The sequence below is a fragment of the Salirhabdus salicampi genome (assembly GCF_024259515.1).
Classification (GTDB): Bacteria; Bacillota; Bacilli; order Bacillales; family Alkalibacillaceae; genus Salirhabdus_A; species Salirhabdus_A salicampi.
The window spans coordinates 176,420-191,400 of the sequence record NZ_JANBWE010000001.1 but is presented as its reverse complement, the minus strand read 5'-3'; the positions used below and the strand labels follow the sequence as shown (position 1 = coordinate 191,400).

Annotated in this window: 17 protein-coding genes; 7 read left to right on the top strand and 10 right to left on the bottom strand. The window is 36.0% G+C overall.

Features of this window, described 5'->3' with window-relative positions:
• The first annotated feature begins 178 nt into the window (after positions 1-178).
• Genes NLW78_RS00960 through NLW78_RS00950 form a run of 3 tightly spaced genes read left to right on the top strand, consistent with a single transcriptional unit; the run spans position 179 to position 3,677 of the window.
• Positions 179-1,471: a spore germination protein gene (locus NLW78_RS00960; protein ID WP_254494430.1), complete on the top strand. Its 1,293-nt coding sequence runs from the start codon at positions 179-181 to the stop codon at positions 1,469-1,471.
• A 17-nt stretch (positions 1,472-1,488) separates the two neighbouring features.
• Positions 1,489-2,589, top strand: coding sequence for a GerAB/ArcD/ProY family transporter (locus NLW78_RS00955; protein WP_254494429.1), 1,101 nt, complete (start codon positions 1,489-1,491; stop codon positions 2,587-2,589).
• Entirely contained in the window at positions 2,586-3,677 is a 1,092-nt protein-coding gene (locus NLW78_RS00950; RefSeq protein WP_254494428.1) for a Ger(x)C family spore germination protein, read from the top strand. Before NLW78_RS00955 ends, NLW78_RS00950 begins: the two co-directional genes overlap by 4 nt.
• A 290-nt stretch (positions 3,678-3,967) precedes the next feature.
• On the opposite strand, the gene NLW78_RS00945 is transcribed toward NLW78_RS00950, so the two are convergent.
• The 4 genes from NLW78_RS00945 to NLW78_RS00930 form a co-directional block, all read right to left on the bottom strand.
• Entirely contained in the window at positions 3,968-4,573 is a 606-nt protein-coding gene (locus tag NLW78_RS00945; RefSeq protein WP_254494427.1) for a CBO0543 family protein, read from the bottom strand.
• Positions 4,574-4,719: 146 nt separating this feature from the next.
• The gene (locus NLW78_RS00940; protein ID WP_254494426.1) at positions 4,720-5,022 is read right to left on the bottom strand and encodes a DUF5316 domain-containing protein; all 303 of its coding nucleotides are present in this window, start codon (positions 5,020-5,022) and stop codon (positions 4,720-4,722) included.
• 229 nt (positions 5,023-5,251) lie between these two features.
• Positions 5,252-5,782 carry a GyrI-like domain-containing protein gene (locus NLW78_RS00935; RefSeq protein ID WP_254494425.1) on the bottom strand — a complete coding sequence of 177 codons (531 nt, stop codon included), beginning with the start codon at positions 5,780-5,782 and terminating at the stop codon, positions 5,252-5,254.
• Between the two features lie 162 nt (positions 5,783-5,944).
• Positions 5,945-6,445, bottom strand: coding sequence for a GNAT family N-acetyltransferase (locus NLW78_RS00930; protein ID WP_254494424.1), 501 nt, complete (start codon positions 6,443-6,445; stop codon positions 5,945-5,947).
• A 247-nt stretch (positions 6,446-6,692) separates the two neighbouring features.
• On the opposite strand from NLW78_RS00930, the gene NLW78_RS00925 reads away from it, so the two are divergent.
• Complete coding sequence (locus NLW78_RS00925; protein ID WP_254494423.1) at positions 6,693-6,971, top strand: DUF2651 family protein; 279 nt, start codon at positions 6,693-6,695, stop codon at positions 6,969-6,971.
• Positions 6,972-7,018: 47 nt separating this feature from the next.
• Here NLW78_RS00925 and NLW78_RS00920 read toward each other — a convergent pair whose 3' ends face one another.
• The 6 genes from NLW78_RS00920 to NLW78_RS15520 form a co-directional block, all read right to left on the bottom strand.
• Complete coding sequence (locus NLW78_RS00920; RefSeq protein ID WP_254496068.1) at positions 7,019-8,362, bottom strand: TrkH family potassium uptake protein; 1,344 nt, start codon at positions 8,360-8,362, stop codon at positions 7,019-7,021.
• Positions 8,363-8,721: 359 nt separating this feature from the next.
• Entirely contained in the window at positions 8,722-9,267 is a 546-nt protein-coding gene (locus tag NLW78_RS00915; protein WP_254494422.1) for a GNAT family N-acetyltransferase, read from the bottom strand.
• A gap of 174 nt (positions 9,268-9,441) precedes the next feature.
• The gene (locus tag NLW78_RS00910; RefSeq protein WP_254494421.1) at positions 9,442-9,747 is read right to left on the bottom strand and encodes a MerR family transcriptional regulator; all 306 of its coding nucleotides are present in this window, start codon (positions 9,745-9,747) and stop codon (positions 9,442-9,444) included.
• A gap of 51 nt (positions 9,748-9,798) precedes the next feature.
• Positions 9,799-9,978 (bottom strand): Fur-regulated basic protein FbpA, encoded by a 180-nt coding sequence (locus NLW78_RS00905; RefSeq protein WP_254494420.1) that lies wholly within the window; start codon positions 9,976-9,978, stop codon positions 9,799-9,801.
• 37 nt (positions 9,979-10,015) lie between these two features.
• Positions 10,016-10,315 carry an LrgB family protein gene (locus tag NLW78_RS00900; RefSeq protein ID WP_302328396.1) on the bottom strand — a complete coding sequence of 100 codons (300 nt, stop codon included), beginning with the start codon at positions 10,313-10,315 and terminating at the stop codon, positions 10,016-10,018.
• 6 nt (positions 10,316-10,321) lie between these two features.
• Positions 10,322-10,495, bottom strand: a complete 174-nt coding sequence (locus NLW78_RS15520) for a CidA/LrgA family protein (RefSeq protein ID WP_302328430.1) — start codon at positions 10,493-10,495, stop codon at positions 10,322-10,324.
• 337 nt (positions 10,496-10,832) lie between these two features.
• On the opposite strand from NLW78_RS15520, the gene NLW78_RS00895 reads away from it, so the two are divergent.
• The 3 genes from NLW78_RS00895 (at position 10,833) to NLW78_RS00885 (ending at position 14,975) form a co-directional block, all read left to right on the top strand.
• Positions 10,833-12,194 carry a cytochrome ubiquinol oxidase subunit I gene (locus NLW78_RS00895; protein ID WP_254494418.1) on the top strand — a complete coding sequence of 454 codons (1,362 nt, stop codon included), beginning with the start codon at positions 10,833-10,835 and terminating at the stop codon, positions 12,192-12,194.
• Between the two features lie 11 nt (positions 12,195-12,205).
• A complete protein-coding gene (locus NLW78_RS00890; protein WP_254494417.1) occupies positions 12,206-13,243 on the top strand; it encodes a cytochrome d ubiquinol oxidase subunit II in 1,038 nt (345 codons plus the stop codon).
• Positions 13,244-13,499: 256 nt separating this feature from the next.
• A complete protein-coding gene (locus NLW78_RS00885; protein WP_254494416.1) occupies positions 13,500-14,975 on the top strand; it encodes a Na+/H+ antiporter NhaC family protein in 1,476 nt (491 codons plus the stop codon).
• Positions 14,976-14,981 lie beyond the last annotated feature (6 nt).

Below are 14,981 nucleotides of genomic sequence, written 5' to 3'. Positions count from 1 at the left end.
AACTAATCTGCCTTACGTGCTTTAGATGATTTAAACACGGTACTTAATGTTTAGTTTTTATATACTTCATCATTAAAAGGCAACTTAATAAAGAGGTTGTCTTTTTTTATGAAATAATTTCTCATCTTTTGGCAAAAACTACCCTAGATAATGATAAGAAAAATGGAGAGTAGATCCCATGAGTTCGAATAAAGATGTCGTGAAACAAGAGTTGAAATTACACGATGATAATGTGACGTTATCTTACGTAAAAGAAATTGTAGATCCTCAACTTGTCCAAACAATGATTGTAAAACCATTTTTCGAATTAAAGGACGTAAATGATTACTATAACTATATTGAGTCCATAATGGGAAATAAGATTAACCCAACAGAAGATGAAATCATCAACGGGACAGCCAAAGGTGACGTCTCTGTCGAATTCAAAAAAAGTACTATTTTAGTTCCTGCCAAAAAAACGAGAACAGATGTCATTAATGAAGCGACAGTGGAGTCGACAATACAAGGTCCACGGTTAGCTTTTTCAGAAGATATTGTAGCTAATCTTAATTTGGTAAGAAGTCGCTATCAAAACCCCAACTTAACAACCGAAATGCACAACATAGGCACTAAAAGCAAAATGGAATGTGCATTAGTATATGATGAGACCATTGTGAATAAGGCTGTTTTAGAACTCGTTACGAAAAGGTTAAAGTCCATTCAAGAACCAATTATGGAATCCACAGAAAAATTACAGAACATGTTAAATGAGCATAAACTTAAACTATTTCCTATAAGTGTTATTACTGAACGTCCTGATCGGGTTGTTTATAACATTGGACAAGGTAAAATTATCATTTTTCTTGACGGGACACCATTTACTCTTATCGCTCCTGCAGTCTTTTGGGATTTTATGACGAGTATGGATGATATATATCAACCATTTTGGATTTCCCAATTTATTAGAGGTTTGCGATATACAGGGCTATTAATTGGACTTTTACTACCCGCTTTATATGTTGGAATCGTGTCATACAACCCAGAACTATTGCGAACACAATTAGCAATTTCTATCACTGCAAGTCGACAAGGTGTACCGTACCCGAGCTATGTCGAAGTACTATTTATGCTATTTATGATGGAATTATTAATTGAGGCAAGTATTCGCCTACCGAAATCTATTAGTGCAACAGCTACTACTGTTGGAGGTCTAATTTTAGGGCAAGCTGCAACAGAAGCATCACTCGTTAGTACGATTATGATTATAATCGTATCTGCAGTAGCAATTTCGAACTTTGCCATTCCATTAAACCATATGAGTTTTGCCATGCGGGTATTGAAGTATGTGCTATTACTGTTTGGCGTGTTTTATGGGCTGATTGGAATTGCGATTGGCTTAATGTTCCTTCTTCTATATATGGCAAACTTATCAAGCTTTGGAGAACCATACTTGAAGGTGCACCTCCAAGGAAAACCAAACGAAATGAAATAAGGGGGAAACATTCGTTTATGGGGAATCGATATTTTTATTATTTAATTGCAGGTACGATGTTAGCCAATATTGTGGGATTTGTGCCGAGAATTTTAATTGAGCAAAGAATGGATGGCCTTGTGTGGGCTATTTTCATTGGTACATTTCTCGGCATGGCCATATTATATTTTTACAGTGAGTTATGGGATAAATTCCCCGGAAAGACGTATGCAGAATTACTTTATAAGTTCACACCGAAGTGGTTTGCTAGTAGTTTTACATTTATTACAGCATGCATTTGGTTTACTTCTGGGTTTATGTTTTTATTAGGTTTCACTTTTATAGCAAGGCGATTTATTACTCCAGAAACTTCCCTTACAATGATCATGTTACTATTTTTGTTACCATTACTATTTGGTTGCATGATGGATTCTAAACGCATCCTTTATGCAACTGAAATGATTCTTATATTAGTCGTTCCATTGATGATTATTATTTTTGTTAGGGCATATACAAGCGAGAACCTCGATTGGAATTCGATGAAATTACCTATTACATATGTTGCGGCTATGCCTTCTTACTTTGCTATTGCGGCAGCCGGTTATTCGTACGATGGAGTATTGAACTTAGCCCATTTCAATAAAGTATTTACGAAAAAGCGGAAAATCAAAAAAATCATGTACACTTCAATTGCCATACTCGGTATTATGAATTTAGTAACGGCCTCCTTTATCCCCATCGGCATTAACGGTATAGATGGTGTGGGATCAATCAATCACCCTTGGATTTTAACATCAGACTCCTTCCGAATCGAATTCGGATTTTTCGAGCGCATTTTCTTCCTGTTTCTATTATTATTTATGGCAGTTGCAATCCTTGTTATCTTGCATCATTGGCATGTTAGTTATCGTTTTTTCGCCTTTATACTGCATTTTCCTAAATTAAAAATAAGAAATAAAGAAATTGTTCCTTACTTAATTATATTAAGTTTTTTAACGATTTCATTAATTGGTATTCATAGTATTGATGAAGATATGATATTCATATTAGCAAAATGGTGGTTCGTCTGCGTTCAACCTTTAGTAACATTACACACTATCGTTTTATATTACATGTACCGGAGGGCCAAGAAACGATGAAGAAAGGAATTGTTATGTGGTTTTGCATCATCCTACTCTTTCTCGGGGGTTGTGCATTTAAAGATATCGACAAACGGTTATTTGTCCTCGGTATGGGTGTGGATAAAAGTGAAAACGATGAAGAGCCGTTTCACATTTCATTGAAAGTGTCTATGCCAAGCTCCGAAAACGGCGGACGTCCTGAGGAACAACATGTCGTGTTGGAGGAAACCGGTGAAAGTATTACAGATGCGATTAATAAAATTCGCACGAAAGTTGACCAAGAAATTGACTTTGGGCATGCAAAGGTCCTTTTATTTGGCAGTGGTATATTAGAAGGAAAAGTTGACTATTTAGTCAACTGGTTTTTACGGAAACATACAATACAACAAATCGCTTTTACAGCCCTCGTAGAAGAGAAGGCGGTGGATATATTAAGTATTTCCTCCGATACAGAAACCCAACCTTCCTACGGGCTTGTCATTGCATTTGAACAAACAGGGACCGAAAGTCCGTATATTACTCGAAAATACTTATTTCAATTTCGCCGGGAACATATGGACGAAGGTGTCGACCCACTATTACCTGTCGTTCATTTGGAGGAAAATGAACATATAATTGAAACAGCAGGGATTTTAAATAAAAAAGGAGAGCTTATTAAATTAGAAAAAGAAGAAACGAAGATATACAACTTATTAAAACAAAACATAGATGAATTAGATATTAAAGTAAGGCCAGGAGATAATTTTCTTACAATGCGAGCAAACATTGTTCAGGCGCAATTTGAATTATTGACTGATCAGGATCCTTTAACAATAAAAGTCCCCTTAACGATACACGGTTCGGTGGAAGAAAGCTTTCACACTGTTTCAAAGGAAGAACAAAAGGAAGCGGAAAAACAAATAGAGGAAAAAGTTACGAAACAAGTAGAAGGTTTACTAAAAAAATTTCAAGAGGAAAATGTTGACCCATTAGCATTAGGTATTAAATATCGCTCGATGCAGTGGAATGACTGGAAAAGTATCGAACGTTGGAAAGAGCTTTATCCAGACGTCAAGTTTCAAGTAGAGACTGATGTGAAAATTAAGAGTATCGGTGCTGTTAAATAAAAAAATCCAGGTAGTAATTGCCTGGATTTTTCTCGTCAAATGGATTATTTTAATGGTTCTTTCACATATGTGGTTGCTATTCTACCGTATCCACGGCATTCTGTACACTTCTTCTTAAAAATAAACCATTTGATTGAGCCTGAACCATCACAATTATGACAAATGACTTTGATAGCTATCTTTTCCACCCCTTCACAATTGAATATGGTTGTTCACACATTCACATATCTACTTAACATAATATCAATTTTTTGACTATTTCAAAAATGTTTTGCTCAAAAGCAACCGTATCATTTGTTGATCGTGTTATTATCTTCCTTAACATAATCCACAATTAATAAGTGAAACTTTCTAATAACAATAGCTATAACGCCAAAAAGGACAAATGAATACCAATGCTTCCACTTAATAACTGTGTCATGAAACTTTAGCATTTCAAATTTAATAAAAAGTGGTTCAAATACAAATGCAAAGACAAAGGCAACAACAAATGAACCGATAACAAAAGATGTCCAACGGGAGGTGTATTGGTAGAGAAGCATGTATGTCACAGGAATAACGGTTAAATCAGATGGGCCTAACGGATGAATTAAAAACATTAATTGTTTCGGGTAATCCCATAGTTGCAAAGTAACCCCAATATCATCTAATGTTACAGCAACCAATATCCACCATAAGCCATATGTGACTATTTCTAACAGTCTCGCTTTATCGACTAACTTCCACCATATAATCCATGGCATAATTGTTGCAGTTAAGAGAAACCACCATTGCCATGTGAAAAGGACATTTTGTAGCCAATCGTTGTATTCAAGTTGAAGTAAAATTTCTTTAATCTTTTCTATATGTTCATGAGAGGGTGAATCCTTTATTTCTTCTGATATTTTGATTGTCATGCCTAATTAGTTAGCCTCCTAATATAATGAACTATATTATTTAATATAGCCAACTAGCCACTTTTCAATCAGTCTCAAAAGCTGCCATATTATAAGGAGAAATCATTTACATGTTATTGAGTAATTTAAAAGACAACTACCCCTATTTACATACCGAAGTACCCAACAATGATTACGATAACAAGTACTGCAATATTTGGTGCACTAAAAAGCAATAACTTTTTAACCCAATTCAGTTTTCGACTTCGGTCGTCTCTATGTTCATTATAATAATTAGCTCGATTCCGATCCCCACTTATAAATGCTCCCGTTAATAAGCCCGCAAACAACATTGGTACCAATGCGCAAACACCGACGATATTTAAGGAAGTATTCCAATCATTTGTATAAAAGCCTATGCCTATCGCAATCGCCATTACAATTATGCCCATTACGAAGTATTTTAACAAATGAACCCCCCCTATTTTTCCTAATATAAATATATGTTCGAAATTTCATAAATACCTTGTTAAATAATGATTAGCCTAAAACTTTTTTGAAGAACTGGTATCAATATGAAAAAGCTGCCAATAAAAGAATCACAACCCAAATATTAGTACAGAATGTCAAACATTAGGGATGCAATGTATAAGGGCAGCTTTTTACCATTTTGCAATTAAAAAATCTCTATTTTCTTCTCTATTCTTCCTCAAAAAATGATATGACTGTTTGAGATGTTTTCCTTTTTACGATGGGGATGAATATATCAAAGTGTGGATCGTTCCGGTCCAGGTCGGCAGGGTACTTTTCATGTTTAATCGGTAAAAAATCATTATAGTAAGTCGCGTCACCCTCTTTGAAAGGTTCATATTCACTCTCCATAATCCAATTTTTAATCTTTTCGTACGTTTCTTCAATACGATTCCCTTTTTCATGTTTCGTAACGAGATACGTCATTTCGGGTACGATGATTTCCTCCATTCGTGGTGGTACCTGTTGCTTATGTGACACTTCATAAACAGAGTAGTGTGTAAAGCCATCCGGTCTCAAATGATAAGATAACCCTAACTGTTCTGAAGGGTTCACAGCATGTTTTAACTCGATAACTCGTCGACTCGCCTCTTGAATTGTTTCTTTTAAATATTTTATCTCGGTCCAAGGACCATCCCATTTTAAACCTACTGCTCGATAAGATGGTATCTTCATAATTTCATAATGAAGTTCTGTCACCGTGAATCATCCTTTCTAACGATTTAATCAGCAAGCAGTAAAGAGTTCACCATAAATGTAATTCAACAGGTAGAGAGTGAGAGATTATTGCCTAATATAAGATTGTATGATTACAAATGCAATTTTTATGAAATGTGATCCCGGATTTTTCCGATTATACATTTACAAATATAAGACCATATACTCTTCATCAAAATAAGAATCGCCTATTTTTAATGCTCTATAATCGGTTCCAAAAACTTTAAACCCTACTTTAGAATAAAGTTGTTTTGCTCGTTCATTTGATGAAACAACTGTTAAATAAATTTGTTCAACTTCATCTAAATTCTTCGCTTTCTGGATTGCACTGAGAAGCAGCTTTTTTCCAATGCCTTTCCCACGTGCTTCTTGTTTCACATACATCGCAACAATATTTGCTCGATGGCGTAATTTATACATGTTTTCCCTATATAAAGTTACAACACCAACAAGGCTACCGTCCTTAAATGCTCCAAATGTAAAAGATTGTTGTGGATTTTGAAACCTTTTTACATACTTACCTGCTGTTTGCTTTTTCTCTTCTTCGTAACTTGACGCAAATGCTTCAGGGCTTGTTTGTAGAGCTTCAAGCCGAATTTGTACATATCGTTCTGCATCATCTGATCTTAATAGTCTAATATCCACCTTAAACGCTCCTTATACAATGGGATTTATGTTCATCTCAGGTTACGTGCTCTAAACTTAAATGCGTATTATTGATTTCACATCATACTCTTCGATAGCACTTTCCGAAACATTTTGGATAAATTCCATAATACGAGACTAAGCCCTAATAAAGCTAGCTTACTTACATGTTCAACGTATCACACGGATTTCCTTTAAATCTAACGAATATGGTTTGGTATAATATCCATATTGGGGGTGTTATAAGATGGAAAGTCTTTTCTCAATGAACCCTTTCCTCATACAGCTATTTTCTATTCCTCTCATCACGATTGGATTTGGCGTTCTCACCTCGTGGCTAACGATGAAAATTTACTTCGGGCCGATTGTAACTTTATTCATTAACCTTACATATGAGGCATCATATAGCTTCATTTATTATAATGATATTTTTTCAATTTCATTAACTTGGAATATCGTTTTACCGTTATTATCTCTTTTTTTCTGTTATATTGCAGTTAAAGTTCGTGAACAAAAGACTACATAAAGAATAAGGCTTCCCTTACAAGGGAAGCCATCATATTCTAATTGACATTAGCCAATAATTACTTTTTCCTTAGGAAAATCAAAGTTATCTTTCGGTGAGTTTCCTTTAATTAAAAACAGAAATGAAAAAATTCCAATCCTCCCTATAAACATTAAAGCTATAATAACAATTTTCCCTCCAGTACTTAATTCAGGGGTAATCCCCATTGATAACCCTGTTGTTCCAAAAGCAGATGAAACTTCAAAAATGATTTCCATTAAACGAAAGTTTGGTTCAAGGTAACTCATTAAAATGATAGCTGCTCCGTATATAATCATAGCCGTTGAAACGACGATGAACGATTTTTGTATATCCTCTTGAGCTACTTGTCTTTTAAAAATTCTTATAGAATTTTGGCCTTTCGCATATGACACAATTGTTAACACCATAATGGCAAAGGTCGTAGTTCTGATTCCCCCGCCTACACTACTAGGGGAAGCGCCGACAAACATAAGAAAACAGAGCAAAAGTAATGTCGGCACAGAAAATTCACTTACATCCATTGTTGCCAATCCACCATTCCTCGTTGTGATAGATTGAAATAGTGAGTAAAATAACGATTCATGCCATGCCATCCCTGCAAAAAACTTCGTCCGTTCAAACACATAGATAAATACAACACCAATGACAATCAGAAGGAAGAAGGTTGACGTCGTCAATAGTGTAAATAAAGAAAAACGGTAACGATATTCCCCTTTATATTTTAAGTAGTCTCGTATTTCAATTAAAACCGGAAAACCAATAGCTCCTAAAATTAACAAAGTCATATTTATAAATTGGACAAAGTAATCCTCGGCAAAAGGAACTAGCGAAGACCCTGTAATATCAAATCCAGCATTCGTTGTAGCACTAACCGACGCAAACACCCCTTGTAAAAAGGCTTCCTGCCATGTAGGGAAATATTGCAAAAACGTGATACCCAACACTGTAGCGCCAATCAACTCAATGACTAAAATTATACCAAGGATTTGCTTCATTAGATTAACTAAACCAGCAAATGTAGATTGATTCTGATCTGTTTTAATAAGTTGACGTTCTTTGAACCCAATCTTTTTCCCTAAGGCCACCCAAATAAACGTACCTAATGTCATAATTCCAATACCTCCGAATTGGAGAACAAACATTAATATAAAAATCCCAGGTACACTGAAAGTATCAGCAGTTGACACTACAGTTAGACCAGTAACACTAATTGCACTAACTGCCGTAAACATAGCATCAATTAGCGTCCATTCTACCTCAGGTTTATGAGCAATGGGTAAACTTAACAACGTTGTCGCAATGATTGCTGCGAATAGATAAAATAATACAATTAATTGCACAGGGGTTAAGTCGATACTTCTTTTTTTAATTTGATTACGTGTTTTCAATTTAACACACTACCTTTATTTGAAATGTACATTTTTTTAATTAATAGAATTGTAGACGAATTAAATTCTATTTGAAAGATATATTACATAAAAAAACTGCTTATCAAGCAGTTTTTTTGAGAAATAATTTTATATGGAAACTATCCGAATTCTTTTTGTCCCATACTCAACAATGAAAATAAATGAGTCCCAACAGATGTACACCAATTTCCGGGACAAAAGTATTCATTGTACACTTAATGTTCATAGTATTTATCAATCTCATCACTTATAGGTGTTATTAAATCAATGATTCTATTTACCCCTTCGGTTGTATTAACTCCATTTAGTGCCCTTCCCCTTTAAGTACAGTTTATATAATATACGAGGTTATCTGTCCACTCATCAAATTCATATATAAACCCTTTTCGAGTACATTCATACTCCATCCCAACACTTTCCGCAAGCCGGAATGATGCTTTATTATCTACATTAATATGGGCTTCAATCCTATGAAACGCAAGTTCCGTAAATGCCAACTTAAAAGCTTCTTGTACCGCTTCCTTACCATATCCGCGTCCCCAATATTGATTATGAATTGTATAACCAACTCTCCCCCATTGAAACTCTTTTCTTAGTAAAGTCGAAATGTCTATTATTCCAATGTGGTCCCCACCTTCTTTTAAAAAAGCGTTGAACACATATGTTTGATCTATTTTAGCAAGTTCTTGTTGTTTTCGTACTACACTCTCAAACCAATCCTCAGTCCATTCACTTGTATCTATCTTTCCTTCATCATAACTATGTCGGGAAGGAAATCTAGATTCAAAACTCTTCTTCCATGAATAAAAATCATTTAATTGTAATGGACGGATGATTAACCTTTCCGTTTCTGTACGTATATACATTTTGTTTTATCTTCTTGCTCCAATAAACTATCCCCTAACTTTTTAAAATAAAACCAATAGACACATTCTTTACCTTTATACTTATGTACATGTTCAACAAAATAGTGAAAAAACTGCCTACAAAAAAACTGCCAAATAAACAGCAAATATAATAAAAGCGGCAAGCTTTCATCATCACTTCCTCATATTAAAATGCGCGTTAAGTTGCCCTCGTCTCATCTCATCTCGTAAGTCAGCTTTCCTCTTTTTATTCTGGAAATCTTCCTTAATTTCATTCGTTTGAACACCGTCTTCACGTTTGTCAGCGATACTCATAAGTAGTTCCACATCTGAAAACGAATATTTTCGCGTTCCTTTTTTCGTACGTTCTGGAAAAATTAAACCTCGCTCTTCATAATAACGAATTCTTCGCTCCGATAACCCAGTCAATTCATGAACAGTCCCTATCCCTATGACCTTTTTATCTTTGTATGATGACAAGGTACCTCTCCTTTACCATTTTTTCTATTATACAATGATATGAATGTTATTTCATGTAAAAATTCCCAATCTTCTTTCATTTTTCAATGTCTTTTTCACTATCGATTGCAATTCCGAAAGTGTAAGGGAATACACTTCACGATCTGATTTTATATATAGACCTGCTTCGATAAGTTGATCAATATAGTAATTCCTCAACTTTTCAACTGCCTCTCTCAAGTAATTTTGCATGCAGATTCCTCCCAACTAGCTTCTATTAATCTTTTTTTCATAATGTTAAAAATACCGAAATTAAAGGAACAGAAACAGATAGAAATACGGCAGATGTAGTCATAGCGACACTTCCCATTGCTCCCTCCTCTTCTCCCCATTCCAATGAACGATTCGCACCCAACATTTGTGCTGATAATCCCATAGCAAGACCTTTTGCAGTTTTGGTACGAATGCCTAGTGTCTTTAATAGCAATGGTCCAACCATTAATGAACATAATGCTGAAACCAAAACGAATATAACTGTCACTGATGAAAGTCCTCCTAATGTATTGGATACAGTAAGAGCAATCGGCAAGGTAACTTAGCGTGGGGGAATAAAGAGTAAAGTTAAATGTTTCAACTGAAAAGAGGATATAGCCTCAATCCATTCCAAACTTACATATCCTATCAACAAAAATGTAAAAAGAAGAAACATCCCAACTATACTAGCGGGGAAAGATATATTGAATATTTTCACAAATACGTTTCCGATCATTAAAAAAACGGTAATCATCAAAATCTGTGTTAAAATGCGCCTCATTCTACCTCCTCCAAATATTAATGTAACTTTATTTTATAAAGGAAAAAGGATGACTTCATTCATTTTTTAGGAAAATCTTACAAAGTTTTTTTGTTCATTATTATAATCGTTAAAAAATATAACAAACGTTAAAGGACCTTATTGACCTAATCATACTTTCTTTCAACCTCTTGTTAACGACCATTCACCCCTTTTTCTTGAGAAATTCATAATCCCTTATCTCTTTCAAACATAATTTAGGCAAATTGGAAAACAATACTTTTATGTAAAACGTTTGAAAGGGAGAACTATCATGGATGATTTACTCATTGCACGGACGCTATTCGGAACAACGATGGGGTTCCACATAATCTTCGCTACAATCGGTGTCGGATTACCGTTAATGATTCTTACAGCTGAACTGTTATATCAAAAGACGAAAGACATTGACTACGTTGTTATGGCGAAACGATGGACGAAAACATTCGCCATCCTACTTGGGGTTGGAATTCCAACAGGAACAATCGCAGCGGTTCAATTGTCTCTTCTATGGCCTGGGTTCATGGAAGTTATTGGCCGTGTAATGCCTCTACCATTTCAAATTGAAATATATGCATTTTTTATTGAAGCACTCTTTATGTCTATATACGTTTATGCTGCAGACCGAATTGCTCCTTGGATGCGAATTGTAAGCCTCACCTTAGTTGCAATAGGCGCATTAGCTTCTGCTGTACTTATCACGAATGTACATGCCTTCCAAGGAACTCCGGCTGGCTTTCGATTTGAAAATGGGGAGATTGTTGACGTTGATCCATGGGCAGCCTTTTTTAATCCTAGTTTTTATGTTACAGCTAAACATGTTGCAACTTCAGCATATGTAGTTGGTGCATTTGTTGTCGGCTCTGTTGCTGCTTTTAAAATGTTAAGAAGTGAATATGGAACGAAGATTTATAAGTTCCATCAAAAAGCACTTATGCTGACTCTTATTGTCGGTGGAATCTTCGCATTTTCAACCGCAATTAACGGCCATGAATCTGCACAGTATTTACATAAATATCAGCCCGAAAAATTAGCAGCTGCGGAAGGATTATTTGAAACACAATCACATGCCCCATTAGCTATCGGTGGCTTTACGGATCGGGAAACACAAGAAGTAAAATGGGGGATAGAAATACCCGGCTTACTCAGTTTCCTTGCGGGAGATAGTTTTGACACAGTTGTAAAAGGGCTGAATGACTATCCTGAAGAACTTTGGCCTCCACTATTCGTTCATACACTTTTTAACATCATGGTTGGAATTGGTTCATTGCTTATTGTCATTTCTATTTTTGGAGTCGTGTGGAAGAAGATAATGAAAAAAGACCGCTTTCCTAAGTTATTTTTATGGACCCTCGTTGCGGCAGGACCTTTAGCTATTATTGCAATGGAATGTGGTTGGATAACAGCATGTTCCGGAAGACAACCATGGGTTATTTATCGACTGATGTCTACTGCAGAAGCTTCCACAACGGCTTCAAATCTAGGAATTCTCATTGCTTCATTTTCGTTCATGTACGCCATTTTAGGCACTGCAGTTGTTGCTGTTCTTCTTTACTATTTCAAGAAAAATAAAGTAGAGGACGACTTAAGGCGTGCTGAAGAAAAATATGTACCTTTATATGGTTCAAACTCATAAGGGGGATTGACATGCCAGATGTACTAATAGCCATTACTGTGCTGTGGGGATTTGTCTTTATTTATGCTGTTATGGCAACGATGGACTTCGGCGCTGGTTTTTGGTCGATGGTGTATTTAAAACACCCGAAAACGAAAGCAACAAACATAGCTAATCGTTATTTATCTCCTACTTGGGAAGTCACAAATACGTTTATTGTTGCCTTAGTTGTTGCTGTTTACAGTCTTTTTCCAAATGCAACATATACACTTGGCCCAGTTTTACTCATTCCCGGAAGCATGATTTTATTACTATTAGCGTTACGAAGTGCCTTTCTCGTATTTTCAAATATCGCTATTGAATATAAAAAACCATTAACTTATATATCAGGGATTACGGGAATTTTTATTCCAGGGCTGTTAATGATGGTACTTCCTATTACACATGGACAAGCCATCGACTATGTAGATGGGGCAGCTTCCTTAAATCTCTCCCGATTGCTATCCAGCCCTAATACGTACGCCTTTATGGCCTTTGCAATTTCGAGTACGTTGTTCTTATCCTCCTTACTGCTTGCCGACTATTCGAAAGTTTCTCGTGAAATGGAGGCGTATAAAATATACTTACGGGATGGAATGATTCTAGGTCCAATTACCTTGTTCATGGCTTTCCTCATTATGTTTACTTTAAGAATTGAGGTTCCTTGGCTATATGAAAGAATGATAAATGACTTACCATTATTATTGCTATCCATCGGTCTATTCATTGTAGGCGGACTTGGTCTTTTTCTTCCGTCCTTTTTTGAAAAGGGTGTAAGAGGGATGCCAAGGATTGCTGTAGTTGCCGTAACGCTCCAATATTTAGTGGCAAGTTATGTATATGGAAAGGCTCACTTACCTTATATCATATATCCAGACGTAACGATTCAATCTGCTTTTACAGACCCGACTTCTTTCCGGGCTGTATTTACAACTTATATAGTTGGATTTGCTATTCTATTTCCAGGGTTCGTTTATTTTTGGAGCCTGTTTATGAAAGATAAAAAATATTTACAGCAAACTTCAAAATAGTTCAGGTGATAGGTATACTATCACCTGTTTGTTTTCATCATTTCCATTAGTCTATAAGATGAAAAATTCCATAAATATACACTTCTAAAATTCTATAAATATCCATCTGTTACATATGTTAGGACTCAATATTTGTAAGAATATATAAACTGTTTAAATACAAACCCAAATGTATTTATATTCATTCATTTCTTTGGTAAAATCTTTTTTATCGTGAATTTTTAACATTTTATATATTTATATCAGGAGGATCATCATGTCAAATCATAATGAGGAGTTAGCACGCGCTACTGGTGATCGACGTATACAAAAGTTAGAGTTTCGATCAGGTGCCTTTGGCGCTGCAGTCCCGCTCCTATTTTTTGTAATATGGGCGATTACTACAAGTGTGCTACAATTATCGTCTGAAATTGGACTAGTTATGGGTGCTGTTATCGGTTTAGCACTCGGGTTGTTTTTTTCAAAAAGTAAATGGGAAGATTACGCTCAAGGTGTCTTTGACGGGTTAGCACAACCTATCGGAGTTATTGCGATGGTTGCGTGGTTCTATGCAGGGATGTTCGCTCAAGTCCTACAAGTTGGTGGCCTCGTCGAGGGACTTGTTTGGATTGGTGCAATTACTGGGCTTACTGGCGGTTTATTTGTTGCATTGACATTCCTTTTAGCTGCTACATTTTCAACAGCAGTAGGAACTGGTTATGGTACAACAGTTGCCTTTTGTACATTAATGTACCCTGCCGGAATCGCTGTTGGTGCAGATCCTGTTATGCTATTTGCAGCAATCTTGGCCGGTGCCGTATTTGGAGACAACTTAGCACCTGTTTCAGATACGACCATTGTATCGGCTACTACCCAAGATGCAGATGTGCCAGGGGTAGTACGATCTCGTTTTAAATATTCCATTATGGCTGCAGTTCCAACTACAATCTTGTTTGCCATGTTTGGGGCGGCTGGAACCCCACTAGGCGATGAAACGATTTTAAATGAAATGATTGCTACAACAAATCCTACCGGATTGTTTATGCTAGTTCCATTTGGCGTTGTTCTTATTTTAGCGTTAACAGGAAATCATCTCATTACATCATTAACATGGGGAATCGTTTCTGCCATTCCACTTATTTTACTATTGAACCTAGGAACGTTTGGCGATATTATTCGCTTTAATCCGGAATCAGACGCAATCGTTGAAGGTGCTTTAATCAGTGGTGTTTCTGGGTATATTAATATGGCCATTCTTATTCTCCTTATTGTTGCTTCAGCTCACCTATTACGCTTAGGTGGAACAATGGAAGCTATCACAAAAGGTTTAGTAAAATGGATTAAAACTTCCGTAAGACGAGCAGAACTTGCAATATGGAGTATTGTTGCCCTAATGAATAGTGCAATCACTATTAATACAGCAGCTGAAATAGCCGCTGCACCATTTGTTAGGGAATTAGGGGAGAAATATCGTATTCACCGTTATCGAAGAGCAAATATGCTTGATGCTGTTACATCTGCGTTAGGTTATATTTTCCCTTGGGGGGCACCTATTTTATTAGGTTGGTCGACCATTAAAATGATGAAAGAAGAGTACGCATGGCTTCCTGTTGTAGACCCAACAGCAGTATTTCCTTTCGTATTCCAAGGGTGGCTACTAGTCATTGTCATGCTTATCGCCGCTATAAGCGGTTGGGGACTACGCTTTGAAGGAAAGAACGGAGAAGAGTTAAAAGATCAACCACGTGATTAACATTTA